Annotated in this window: 10 protein-coding genes; 4 read left to right on the plus strand and 6 right to left on the minus strand. The window is 60.6% G+C overall.

Annotated elements, in window-relative coordinates; translation table 11 throughout:
- Positions 1-81 precede the first annotated feature (81 nt).
- Both AC2VNO_RS14575 and AC2VNO_RS14580 read right to left on the minus strand, forming a co-directional pair.
- Positions 82-1,161 (minus strand): NAD(P)-dependent alcohol dehydrogenase, encoded by a 1,080-nt coding sequence (locus tag AC2VNO_RS14575; protein WP_486934810.1) that lies wholly within the window; start codon positions 1,159-1,161, stop codon positions 82-84.
- A gap of 115 nt (positions 1,162-1,276) precedes the next feature.
- Positions 1,277-1,843 (minus strand): NnrU family protein, encoded by a 567-nt coding sequence (locus AC2VNO_RS14580; RefSeq protein ID WP_486934811.1) that lies wholly within the window; start codon positions 1,841-1,843, stop codon positions 1,277-1,279.
- 192 nt (positions 1,844-2,035) lie between these two features.
- Between AC2VNO_RS14580 and AC2VNO_RS14585 the strand changes: the two genes are divergently transcribed.
- Together AC2VNO_RS14585 and AC2VNO_RS14590 are read left to right on the plus strand one after the other, a co-directional pair.
- Positions 2,036-2,506 (plus strand): DUF2243 domain-containing protein, encoded by a 471-nt coding sequence (locus tag AC2VNO_RS14585; RefSeq protein ID WP_486934812.1) that lies wholly within the window; start codon positions 2,036-2,038, stop codon positions 2,504-2,506.
- Between the two features lie 3 nt (positions 2,507-2,509).
- Positions 2,510-3,334, plus strand: coding sequence for a cytochrome c oxidase assembly protein (locus AC2VNO_RS14590; RefSeq protein ID WP_486934813.1), 825 nt, complete (start codon positions 2,510-2,512; stop codon positions 3,332-3,334).
- Between the two features lie 66 nt (positions 3,335-3,400).
- Here the strand turns inward: AC2VNO_RS14590 and AC2VNO_RS14595 are convergent, their stop codons facing one another.
- Positions 3,401-4,882 (minus strand): FAD-dependent oxidoreductase, encoded by a 1,482-nt coding sequence (locus AC2VNO_RS14595; RefSeq protein ID WP_486934814.1) that lies wholly within the window; start codon positions 4,880-4,882, stop codon positions 3,401-3,403.
- Positions 4,883-5,111: 229 nt separating this feature from the next.
- On the opposite strand from AC2VNO_RS14595, the gene AC2VNO_RS14600 reads away from it, so the two are divergent.
- Positions 5,112-5,603 carry a YciE/YciF ferroxidase family protein gene (locus AC2VNO_RS14600; protein ID WP_486934815.1) on the plus strand — a complete coding sequence of 164 codons (492 nt, stop codon included), beginning with the start codon at positions 5,112-5,114 and terminating at the stop codon, positions 5,601-5,603.
- 64 nt (positions 5,604-5,667) lie between these two features.
- Here AC2VNO_RS14600 and AC2VNO_RS14605 read toward each other — a convergent pair whose 3' ends face one another.
- From AC2VNO_RS14605 to AC2VNO_RS14615, 3 genes are read right to left on the minus strand one after another with little or no spacing between them, the layout of a single operon-like run.
- Entirely contained in the window at positions 5,668-8,535 is a 2,868-nt protein-coding gene (locus tag AC2VNO_RS14605; protein ID WP_486934816.1) for a type III restriction-modification system endonuclease, read from the minus strand.
- A complete protein-coding gene (locus tag AC2VNO_RS14610; protein WP_486934817.1) occupies positions 8,519-9,223 on the minus strand; it encodes a hypothetical protein in 705 nt (234 codons plus the stop codon). Before AC2VNO_RS14610 ends, AC2VNO_RS14605 begins: the two co-directional genes overlap by 17 nt.
- Complete coding sequence (locus AC2VNO_RS14615; protein WP_486934818.1) at positions 9,223-11,115, minus strand: site-specific DNA-methyltransferase; 1,893 nt, start codon at positions 11,113-11,115, stop codon at positions 9,223-9,225. The genes AC2VNO_RS14610 and AC2VNO_RS14615 overlap by 1 nt, the downstream gene beginning before the upstream one ends.
- Before the next feature lie 295 nt (positions 11,116-11,410).
- Between AC2VNO_RS14615 and AC2VNO_RS14620 the strand changes: the two genes are divergently transcribed.
- On the plus strand, positions 11,411-11,908 hold a 498-nt coding region (locus AC2VNO_RS14620; RefSeq protein WP_486934819.1), incomplete at its 3' end, for a solute carrier family 23 protein.

Consider the following 11,908-nt stretch of genomic DNA (forward strand, 5'->3'; position numbering starts at 1 on the left):
GAACATTGAATGACCGTTCAATCCTGTGTAACGAAGGGTAGCAGCCTGTGGAGAAAAGACCGTATGTCGTTTCAACGCTGTTCAACTTGCTTGTATCGCGACCTTCAAGACGCCATCGCGCTGATGCGAGAAAAGGTCGTAAGCCTCGACGATATCTTCCAATGCATAGCGATGCGTCACCATGGGGCCGAGATCGATCCTGCCGGTTTCGATCACCTGCATGAGACGACGCATGCGCTCCTTTCCGCCGGGACAGAGCGAGGTGACGATCTTGTGATCTCCCAGCCCGGCACAGAAGGCACCGAGCGGCAGGGTGAGGTCGGCGGAATAGACGCCCAGGCTCGACAGGGTGCCTCCCGGCTTGATGACCCGCAGCGCGGCTTCGAAGGTGGACTGCAGACCCAGCGCCTCGATGGAGGCATCCACGCCCCGCCCGCCGGTGATGCGCAGGATCTCCTCGACCACGTCGACCTTGCGAAAATCCAGGGTCACGTCGGCTCCCATCTGCCGGGCCATGGCCAGACGCTCATCGACTCCGTCCACGGCTATGACCAGCCCGGCGCCACGCAGCCTGGCACCGGCCGTGGCGCACAGGCCGATGGGCCCCTGGGCGAATACCGCCACACTATCGCCGATCTTGATGCCCGCTGACTCGGCGCCAGCAAAGCCGGTCGACATGATGTCGGGACACATCAGCACCTGCTCGTCGCTGAGGCCATCCGGCACCGGTGAGAGGTTGGCCTGGGCATCCGGCACCAGCAGGTACTCGGCCTGGGCGCCGTCGATGGTGTTGCCGAAGCGCCAGCCGCCCATTGGCTTGTAGCCGTGGGCATGGTGGCCGCCATCCTGGGCGCTGCAGCCATCCTGGCAGGCGTAGGAGGTGAAGCTGGGGCAGATGGCACCGGCAATCACCCGCTGCCCCTCGTGATATCCCCGCACGTTGGCGCCGAGCTTTTCGATCACACCCACCGGCTCATGACCGATGGTGAGCCCTCGCTCGACCTGATACTCGCCCTTGAGAATATGAACGTCGGTCCCGCATATCGTAGTGGTGGTAACGCGGATCAAAGCATCGTTCGGCCCGATATCGGGTATGGGCTTGTCGTCGATCTCGATGCGGCCGGGTTCGACGAATATCGCGGCTTTCATCATGGCAGGCATGGTCGTCCCTCAGGTCGTGGAGCCGGTACCCGGCAGCCACTTTAGCTTCGACCAAGGAGGAGCATGCTGCCTTGATATAAATCAACGCCTCTTTCACCAGTCGCTTCTATCGGGATTACATCACCGGCACGCCAGTGACCCATAAATGCAGATGGAAGGCGAACAGGTAGTAGGCGATCAGCCCGCCGACCAAGGTAATGGCGGTGCCCACAGGACGCGGTGCCACCGGCGGTGCAGGCTGACGGCGGCGCGCGGCACGGAAATCGAGAACCGCCCACAGCAGGAAGGCACCGAAGAAGACGATGTCACCGAGCCGACCGTTGGCCAGCAGGTGCGACAAGGCCCAAATCTTCACCGCCAGCACCATGGGATGCCCCAGCTTGGCCTTGATGTGGTTGTTGGGTACGTAAGCCGCTACCAGCAGAATGAAAGCAGGGATCATCAGTAGGGCAACGGCGTGACGCAGGCCCGTCGGGGGAAACCAGATCCAGATGGGGTCGAGTCGCATACGCCCGAACCCCCAGATTGCCAGCGCCAGGCCGATGATCGAGACCACCGAAAAGAGCGCCTTCCAGCGCATCTCGCCAAGACGCAGGACCTGCTCACTGCGCCAGCCTTCGGCGAAGATACGCACGGAGTGGGCACCGAGAAAAATCACGAGGCCAAGAATCATCACGAACATGGGGCAACATCCTGTGCAGTAGCGATTCGAATTCGGCGACCCGATAGGCAGCCGTCGATGAAACAGTGTGCAGCTTAACCATACTGACGAGTTACACCAACTTATGCCGCCCGGGAAGCGATGCCCAGCACCGAGTTGGCACGATGCCAGGGCTGACCTACCTTGGGAGAAGTCACCACGAGCACGGATGCCATGTCGACTCCTCCCGTTTCCTCCTCCAGGCCAACGAGCGCCCGCCGCTCGCTCTGGTCTGCCGCGCTAGTCGGAGCCGGTGTCATGGCCGGTATCGACGAGATCGTCTTTCATCAGCTCTTGCAGTGGCATCACTTCTTCGATCATGCCACGCCGACCGTCGGCATCGTCTCCGACGGGCTGCTGCACGCGGCGGAGCTGCTCGCCATCGTGATCGGCGCCTTTCTGCTGATCGATCTGGCCCAGCGTCGAAAGCTGGCGACCCACTGGGCCTGGTCGGGTTTTTTCCTCGGTATGGGGGGCTTTCAGCTCTTCGACGGTATCGTCAGTCACAAGCTGTTGCGCATTCATCAGATCCGCTACGAGGTTAACCTGTTCTTCTACGACTTGACGTGGATCCTCTCCGCCCTGGCGCTGCTAATGGTAGGCGTTTGGCTCTATCGTCGCGCCAGGCGGCTGGATCGGAGCTGAAGCATGACGGAGCACACCCATGCCCATGCGGAAGCCGGGGCGCTGCTGACTTGGCTGCCTCTCACTCTGGTAGGCTTGATCACCGTCTGCTATCTGCTGGCTGCCGGCTGGCAACGCCGGCTCGGCAACGGTTGGAGTCCCTGGCGCAGCGCCTTCTTCATTCTGGGAAGCCTGCTGCTGGCCAAGGCACTGGCGCCTTCAGTCATGGCCTGGGCACACCACGATCTGTATGGACATATGGCGCTGCACCTGGTGATGGGCATGCTGGCACCGCTGGCCTGGGTCCTGGCCGCTCCCGTCACGCTGCTGCTTCGCTCGCTGCCCCAGGCGGCGTCACGCCGTGTCGCCAGCCTGCTCAAGAGCCTGCCGGTAAGGGTCGTATCGCATCCGCTCAGTGCTCTCACGCTCAATATCGGGGGCATGTACCTGCTCTACCTCACCCCGCTGTATGCCTTATCGCTGCATAATGATGTCGTGCACCACTGGGTACACCTGCACTTCCTGTTAGCGGGTTACCTGTTCTGCTGGGCCATCCTGGCAGGGCCTGACCCCTCGCCGCACCGGCTCGGCCTGCGCTTTCGCCTGGGGGTGTTGTTTCTCTCCATGGCGACCCACGCGCTGCTCGGCAAGCTGATGTACGGCTACCACTGGCCACGTGGCACCGGCCATAGCGTGGAAGAGATCCAGGCCGCCGCTCGGCTGATGTATTACGGCGGCGACCTGGCCGAGGTGCTGCTGGCCGTGGCACTCATGGTCATGTGGCTGCGTACTCCGCTCAGCCGACGCGAGCCGCTGTTACCCGAGTTGCCCAGGCGCCAACCTCAATGAGCTGCCTGGGCAGCGACTGGCCAATGGAGAGTCGGCGGGACCACCATCAGGCTGCGCGCGCCCCTGTCACTCGTGTCGGGTCAAGGGTCGATAGGCCGGCCCTTCGATCACCTCTCCCTCGGTATCGAAGCGGCTTCCGTGGCAGGGGCAGTCCCAGGATGCTTCCGCGGCATTCCAGTGCACGATGCACTTCATATGCGGGCATACGGCGGAGAACACCTTGAGTTCGCCGGTTTGCGTACGGTGGATGGCGAGCTTTTCGCCGTCCACGGTGGCCACCCTGCTCTCGCCTTCTTGAACCTCGTCGAAACTCTGCAGCTTCTCGGTGCCGAAGTAATCCTTGAGCATGTGTTTGGTGACGGTGGCATTCTCCTTGGCATATTGCAGGGCAGATTTGCCTGGGGTGATACGGCGTGCACCGAAACGCTCTTGCCAGGGGTTCTCCTTGCCCAGTATCTGGTCGGCAATGATCTGGCCGGCCAGCGTACCCCACACCAGACCGTCGGCAGCGAAACCGGTGGCCATGTAAAGGTTGTCGCGCCCATGCATGCGACCGATATAGGGCAACCCGTCTGGAGAGCTGTATTGCTGGGCCGACCACTGATGAGTGAAGGTCTCGATATCGAATCGACTCTCGAGGTATTCGCGCAGCAGCTGGTAATGATCGCCATGGTGCTCGCCGGTCTTGTGCTTCTCACCGATCACCAGCAGGTATTGCTCGTCGCCGTGTCGATAGCTGCGTAGCGAGTGGAAGGGATCGAGCAACCAGATGATGCCGTCGGGGTACTCGCCGCTACGCAGCTTCGCGCACAGCGCATACTCGCGAGACACCAGCATTCCCGCCTGAACCAGGCTGATGCCCTTGGGAGTATGGGTAGCCTGCACGATCTCCTTCGCCTTGATGCAGGCCGCATCGGTCTTGACCAGGCCATTCGCGGCATCGATCTCGCGCACCGGGCTGCGCTGATGGATCAATGCTCCTTCACCGATGAGGCGGTTCGCCAACCCCTGCAGGTAGTGCAGCGGGTTGAACTGCGCCTGGTTAGCGATCCGAATACCCCAGCTGTCGAAGGGGAGCCGGGGACCGTCGGTAATCTCGGCATCGAGCCCGGCGCTGATCAGGGCATCGAGTTCGTCGTTGAGGTCGTGCTGCGACTGCTGGCGATCTTCGGTGAGCAGCCGGTAGGCCGGCTGGCGCTGGAACTGACAGTCGATGGAAAAGCGTGCGACAAGCGACTCGACATGCTCGAGCGCCTGCGTTCTTGCGCGCACCACGTCTGCCGCTACTTGATCTCCCCATTTGCGCCGCAGCGGGGCCTGCCCCGAGGCCAGCGTCGCATAAAGATTGCCGGTGGAGCCCCCCGTCACGCCGGCGCCGACATTCCCCGCTTCCAACACCATGACCCGCTGGCCGGCTTCCACCAGTGCCTGCGCTGCGGTCAGCCCGGTGATCCCGGCGCCGACGATCACCACGTCGACCTCGACGTTGTCGGCAAGCGCAGGGTGTTCGGCTACGCTGCGGCTCCCCAGCTTCCATATTGCGTCCATAAAACGACTCCTTTCGTCGGCAAGAAAAGCTCTGCACTAGTTATAGAAGCCACACCGTTGTAGCGCGAACGGATCTGAGCCGGGGGGTGAAGGATGCCATCCGCTACGGTCGGGTTTCATATCCTCACATAACGTCGCCGAATGGCACATAAAGCCTGGTCAGGCAGCTGCTACGTTAGAAAGGCCGAGAAGGAAGACGGCAAAGGAAACGAGCCAGAGGAGGAACCTCATGATGATCAAGAATGCGCAAGAACTGTTCATGCGTCTGCTTTCCGAGACCAACAACGCCGAGAAACAGATGTCCCGAGCGCTGCCCAAGATGGCTCGCGCTGCCCACGACCAGAAACTGGTCGAAGCCTTCCAGCACCACCTCGAAGAGACCCAGGGACAGTTGGAGCGCCTCGAACAGGCCGCCGACTCCATCCCCGACGTCCGTATCAAGCGACTCAAGAGCTACGCCATGGAAAGCCTGATTCAGGAGGGGGAAGAGCTGATCGACTCCACCGAGAAAGGCCCCCTGCGCGATGCCGGCCTCATTGCAGCGGCGCAGAAGGTAGAGCATTTCGAGATTGCCTCTTACGGCACGCTTTGCGAGCTGGCTGAGCAGTTGGGCCATACCAAGGCCAAGGAAGTTCTGGCCGAGACCCTAAAGGAAGAGAAAGCCACCGACGACAAGCTGAGCAAGTTGGCCAAGCAGGACGTCAACCGCAAAGCGGGCTAAAGTGGTCTGAAGCGCAAGCATGAACCGGCCGGCATACAAGCCGGCCGGTTACTTTTTCCTGCGCTCACGCCCGAGTCGGCTGCCCCACTAGGTCCATCAGGGTGTCGAAATCTGTCACCACCTCGTACTTGACGCCACTGTCGTGGGTACGGCGGCCGATGTCGTCGAAGAACTTGCGGGCGCACTCCACCTTCACCCGCTCGATTTCGCGTAGCGTCATTGCCGAGAGCCCACCCTTGGTCTCGGCAACGAAATAGAGGTGCCTGACGCTACCTTCTCGAAAGCAGATCGCCCAGTCCGGATTGTAATCCCCCACCGGCGTAGGGATCAGAAAGCCGCGGGGCAGTTTGGCGTAAGCCACCACGTCAGCGCTGACCTCGAGTTCCTGCACGAACCTGCGCTCGATGTCGGAGTCGGTAATGGCGTAATCGTAGACATGTTTCTTCAGCCTGGCCGTGGCACGAGAGAAATCCTGTCCGCTCTGCGCGGCAGTGAAGATGTCGATGTGATAACGCTCTTCCAACTCCTCATAGCGCAGCTGCTGGAGAACGATTGTCGCCTTCTGCTCATGGATGAGCCGCGAAGCCTCGGTGATGAATTGCTCGGGATTGTGCTTGAACTGATTGAACACGGCAGGCTGGATGCCCTGGAAAATTCCGGCGACTGTTCTGCGGGTGAGCTGAGCGCTCTCGGCCACCTTGCCGAGCAGGTCGTATTTCACCTGCGATGAGGCCGACCTCGCACGCTCGGTGGCTCTCTCTTCGATGGCAAACCCTTCCCCCTTGCGCAACGCTTCCTCGCTCATGCCGGACTTCTGCGAACCGCGCTGTACGATGTACTGCAACGGCGCCACACGCAGCTGACTATCGAGTGCCTGGATGCATTGGCGTATCAGTTCGTCTGAATCGAAGTCGACGCGATATGCCGCCTTGCGGTTGATCCTTTGCCACAGCGCTTGAAACTCCTGCTTGTCGAAGTTGGCATTGAGCGGATTGGTCTTCGGCTTGCGCCCATCCTCTACCCTGGGCAGCTGCGTATCGCTGTCGCTCAAACGCTCGGTGATGGTCGCGGCAATCTCCTGCTGCAGCCCCGTGACGAAATCGGTATAGCTCTCGCTGGCAACCACGGTCAGCTCGTTGATCTCGTGGACCACGGCCGGATTGTCCATCCGCTCGCCCTGCTGGTTCACGCACAGCCGCAAGCCCCGGCCCACTTCCTGGCGGCGGGATATGGCATTGTCGCTGTGCTTGAGCATGCACAGGACGAACACGTTGGGATTGTCCCACCCTTCCCGCAAGGCCGAGTGGGAGAAGATGAAGCGTGTCGGTTCGGCCAACGAGAGCAGCCGCTCCTTGTCCTTGAGGATCAGGTCGTAGGCATCCACGTCGTCGGAGTCGAGGCTGCGGGTACCTACGCTGGGGTCCTTCAAGCGCCGGGACTTCCTGTCGATGGAGAAATAGCCCTGATGGGTGCTGGCGGCGGAAATCTCGCTCAGGTAGGTGCGATAGGTCCCACCCTCCAGGGCAAGCTCTGCCAGGGCTTCCTCTTTCAGGCGCAGATACTCTTCCTCGAAGATTCGCGCATACTCGCCTCTCTCATCGGCCTGAGCGTAGTCGCGGTACTTCACCACTTCGTCGATGAAGAACAGCGAGAGCACCTTGATGCCCTGGGCATGCAGCTGCTTCTCCTTGTCCAGGTGCGCCTTGATCGTCTCACGGATCTGAATGCGACGAATGTCACCTTCGGCCACGTCGCCGCAGGCCTCGCCGGCTTCCACCCTCACGCCGTTGGTGAATTCGACCGTGTCGGTGTGGTAGTCGATCTGGCTAAGGGTGAAACCGTTGCGATACTGCTCCAGCCCACCCGAGACGACATAGAGGTCGTCAGCGCAGCCCAGCCGACGCAGCTTGCGCCTGATCCTGCCGTCCTTTCCCCTCACTTCCAGCTCGATTCGCGCCACGGGCGACGCTTTCGAAATATCGATTCCTTCCAGATACAGGTAGGCGTCGGTACCCGACAGCCCTCGCACTTGAATGCCGCGCACGGCAATCTTCTTCACCAGCTTCTGGTGATAGGCATCGAGAGCGTCGAGGCGATGCACGCGGTTGTGCTGGGTGCGGTGAGTGGCCGAATAGCGCAGGATCATCAGCGGATGGAACTGCGGCAGCGCCTCGAGAGTGGCCGCCCCCTCCATCTTTTGCGGTTCATCCATTATCAGGATGGGGCGGTTAGCGGCGATGACCTCTATCGGTTTGCGTGACTGGAAGTCGTCCTGGGCCTCATAGATGCGGCGATTGTCCTTGCCGCGCGCATTGAAGGCCTGGATGTTCATGACCATGACATTGATGCCGGCGTCGGTCGAGTAGCCCTCGAGCTCATGCAGCAGCTTCGAATTGTAGATGAAGAAGCGCGCCTTCTTGCCGTAGCCCTCGGCAAAATGATCGGCTGTCATCTGCAGCGATCTGTACACCCCCTCTCGAATGGCAATGGAGGGCACCATGATGATGAACTTGGACCAACCGTAGCGCTTGTTTAGCTCGAATATGGTCTTGATATAGCAATAGGTCTTGCCCGTGCCGGTTTCCATCTCGATGTCGAGATGCACACGGGTAGCTGCCAGGGCATCACGCCTGTAGGCCGGTTTCACGGGTACACGTTCGCCCTTGCCGCCAAGGGTCGTGAAATCCGTCAGCGAGGAGGAAACCGGCAGATTACGGCGCCGCTGTACCGCCTGAATATTCTCGAGAATACGCGCTTCGCTGATGAGGTAGTCGGCATTGCGATAGACCTCGTCAAAGGCGCTGGCCTGCCCCTGCGGGCCTGGCTCCGTGGGGGTGGGCAGACCCTGGGCATGCGGCTGGCCGGCAAAACAGTCGACCACCGACTCCACGGCATGGGTCTGGTAGGGCTGAACTTTAAATCTGATCTTCATGACGGCTCGCCAAGATGTTTTCAGGCCGCTGCGAGAGCAGGAAATGGAAAAAATCGTTCAGGCTCCTGGTCTCCGGAGAGGCGTCGGAGAAAAGCACGTAATGCTCGACGGCTTTCCCCACAGGTACCGGCGTTGGCTGATAGCGCTTGCTCATGTCCGGTTGGATGAATACCAGCGTCTCGCTGGGGCTTGCATAGTGCAGACATATCCAGACGCTCTCTTCCGGATGGCTCTGGGCATAGCGCAATTTATCGGGCCTGACCCAGTAATCGGTGCCTCTTCTTACCTCGGTGCCCGTCACCTCGAGAGCGCAGTATTTCTGCCCCGATTGCTTGCCGTGAATGCTCAAGTCGGGCTTACCCGACTCGTCCGGATGGGTGGGAATGAAGTCATTGGAATCTGCGCCAAAGCCTTCGACCGTTACCTCAAGGCCGGAAAAGCGAGATTCGATGATCTCCTTCACTCGGGCGATTCGCACCTTCTCTTTCTTCCAGGCCGCTTCGCCGTAGGCGTTCTTCCAGTGGAATTTTTCCAGGCGCACGATTTCTTCACAGGTGATTGCCTGCCCAACAGCGATACCCAGGGCGGGAAAAGTGCGCTCCCTTACGCTGGTGCAGAACACGCCGTCGACGAATACACGGTAACGTTTGCTCTTTTCCACGTAGCGTATATCGGTCACGACGGCCATCAGATCACCTTGAGATCCGTAGCGGGCGACAGCTGGCGCAGCAATTGTTCGACGTTGATGCGCGTGGCATCCGAGGCGAAGGCCTGGTCGCGCAGCACAAGCCTGAGAGGTTGGCTTTTCGCCAGCTCCCTGACCAGCGCTTCGGTCACCTCCATGTCGAAGCAGGCCACGAGCGCATCACTGGCAACCCGAAATATCGTCTTGCCTTGCATCGTCTCACGGGTAATGGGCAGTGCCAGATCGACGCCCCAATCGACGAGTACCTGGAAGAGCAGGTCGTCGGCCGTACGTCCCGGCTTGACGTTTTCCACCGCCTCCAGCAGGTCGCCTTGCCCGAGCGCTTCGGGGCGATAGAAAAGATCCTTCATGTTGGACGTATCGACCTTGAGCACGCGAAACCCGACGTCGCGCCGCCACTCAGGATGGCACTCTCCGTCCATTACCTTGCCCGCCGCACGCCGTATGCGCTCCTTCGAGAGATCGGCGATGGTACGAAACCCGCGCTTCGCGGCGTCCGAACGTTCATCGAGAACCTCCGGCAGCTGCACCAGGATGTAACGCCGGTTGCCACCATCCTTGGCATTGCACTCCATCACGGCCTGAGCGGTGGTAGCGGAGCCGGCAAAGAAATCCAGCACCAGCGCGTCTTTCGACCCGCCCTGATCGATGAGGGCCTTTACCAGATCCACCGGTTTGGGAAAGGAGAACAGCTTTTCCCCCAGCAGCTCCTTTAGCGCCCGGGTAGCCATGCTGTTCATCGGCGAAACGATCGTGCTCTGCCCATTGCCGGCGCCCGGCCGCTCGATCCAGGAGGAGACCGGTATCGTCGGCTTCATGGCTTCCGAGGCGAACCGCTTCAGCATCGGCGTCCCGCCGGCCTGCCTGGGGAATATTACCCGTCCCTCGGCGATCTTCTGCGCCATGGTGGTACGGCTATAGGGCCAATAGCGCCCTTTCGGCGGCCAGAACTCATTGCCGGTGGCCGGATCCTTGATGGCGTAGTGGGTATCCCCACCCGGCTTCCCGGCACTCAGGTTGTCCGATATCCACGGCCCGCGGGGGTCGTCGTCGGGATTGGTATACTTTTCGAAGGTACGCTCGACCCCCTTCAGGGCCGCCTTCGCCTTGGCATACACCAGCACGTATTCGTGGTCTTCACTGAGATTGGTCACCGCATCCATGGCGCCGCTACGGCGCTTCCAGACGAAGCAGCCCAGGAAGTTGCCGCCGCCAAAGACTTCCTCGCACAGCTTTTCGAGGTTGGCGCGCTCATTGTCGTCGATCGAAATGAAGATGATGCCGCTCTCACAAAGCAGCTGGCGCGCCAGCCGCAACCGTGGGTACATCATCGTCAGCCAATCGGAGTGGAAGCGGCCGTTGCTCTGCAAGTTGGCCACCAGCTTGCCGCCTGCCTCGTCGCGCTGGCCGCTTTTTTCCAGGTACTCCTTTCTGCCCGTGATGAAACTGTCGTTGTAGATCAGGTCGCTGCCGGTGTTGTAGGGCGGGTCGATGTAGATAACGTCGACCTTACCCAGGTAGCACTCGCGGATCAGCTTCAGGGCATCGAGGTTATCGCCCTCGATGAACAGGTTGCGTGTCTGCGGGAAATCGACGCTTTCGGCCTCTGCCGGGCGCAGCGCCATTCGAATCGAGGTATTCGCTTCACGTAGCGCGGCTCGCTTGCCCGGCCAGTCCAACTGGTAGCGCTCCTGCTGTTCATCGACGGCAACGTCACTCAGCGCTTGGCGCAGCCGGGAGAAGTCGATGACCTCCTTGAGCCGACCCTGCTCGTCCTTCATCTCCGTGATCACCTCCGGAGCCAGCTTCGCGATGGCGCGCGCCAGCTCGAGCGACAGGTCCTCGGTCTTCATCTTGAGTTTTTCGATGGTCATCTCGTGCCCACAGTTCGGTTCCGCAATCTGTCCTGCATGAAGCCCCGCCAGCCTGACCCAGCGGCCCGACGAAGGGAAATCATCAACGGCAAAGTCGCCACATACTACCAGCGTTGTGGAAGCTCGGCAGTGTCGCGTGGGCTTTGGAACCACGAGGGCAAAAGGAATGGGAAGGGTGTGCTTGCCACGACCGAATTGGATATGAAAAATATTTCTAGTATACAATTTTATCAGCTACTGTAGACAACAAAGCAAGTCGATGTAATACAAATCCAAGAACAGATCGGAAGTCCTCATGCCCAAGCAGCAAGTCAACGCATCCATCTTTGACTTTTACGGCAGGCCGAGCGTAGGCAAGGCCCTGCCCCTCTCGCTTCAGCATGTGCTGGCCATGATTGCCGGCGTGATCACCCCGCCCATCATCGTCGCGGGCGTAGTGGGCGCCAGCGTGGAAGAACGGCTGCTGCTGATTCAGATCGCGGTGCTGGCATCGGGCGTGAGTACGCTGTTCCAGCTCTACGGCGTATGGAAATTCGGCGCACGCCTGCCGGCCATCTTCGGGGTGGGTTTCGCCTACGTACCCACCCTGGTCGCCGTGGGTGGCCAGTTCGGCATTGCCGGCATTCTCGGCGCCCAGCTCATCGGCGGCATCAGCATGATGGTGGTGGGCTACTTCATTCAGTACATTCGCCACCTGTTCCCGCCGGTGGTGGCCGGCACCGTGGTGCTGGTGATCGGCCTCTCGCTGTACGACATCGCGGTGCGCTACATGGCCGGCAGCGGCAACGTGGAA

Source organism: Halomonas sp. TH-94 (genome assembly GCF_057473365.1).

Coding starts and splice junctions, on each gene's coding strand:
- AC2VNO_RS14580 (WP_486934811.1), bottom strand. CDS start 1,843: ATGTTCGTGATGATTCTTGGCCTCGTGATTTTTCTCGGTGCCCACTCC.
- AC2VNO_RS14595 (WP_486934814.1), bottom strand. CDS start 4,882: ATGGACGCAATATGGAAGCTGGGGAGCCGCAGCGTAGCCGAACACCCT.
- AC2VNO_RS14575 (WP_486934810.1), bottom strand. CDS start 1,161: ATGCCTGCCATGATGAAAGCCGCGATATTCGTCGAACCCGGCCGCATC.
- AC2VNO_RS14600 (WP_486934815.1), top strand. CDS start 5,112: ATGATGATCAAGAATGCGCAAGAACTGTTCATGCGTCTGCTTTCCGAG.
- AC2VNO_RS14585 (WP_486934812.1), top strand. CDS start 2,036: ATGTCGACTCCTCCCGTTTCCTCCTCCAGGCCAACGAGCGCCCGCCGC.
- AC2VNO_RS14610 (WP_486934817.1), bottom strand. CDS start 9,223: ATGGCCGTCGTGACCGATATACGCTACGTGGAAAAGAGCAAACGTTAC.
- AC2VNO_RS14605 (WP_486934816.1), bottom strand. CDS start 8,535: ATGAAGATCAGATTTAAAGTTCAGCCCTACCAGACCCATGCCGTGGAG.
- AC2VNO_RS14615 (WP_486934818.1), bottom strand. CDS start 11,115: ATGACCATCGAAAAACTCAAGATGAAGACCGAGGACCTGTCGCTCGAG.
- AC2VNO_RS14590 (WP_486934813.1), top strand. CDS start 2,510: ATGACGGAGCACACCCATGCCCATGCGGAAGCCGGGGCGCTGCTGACT.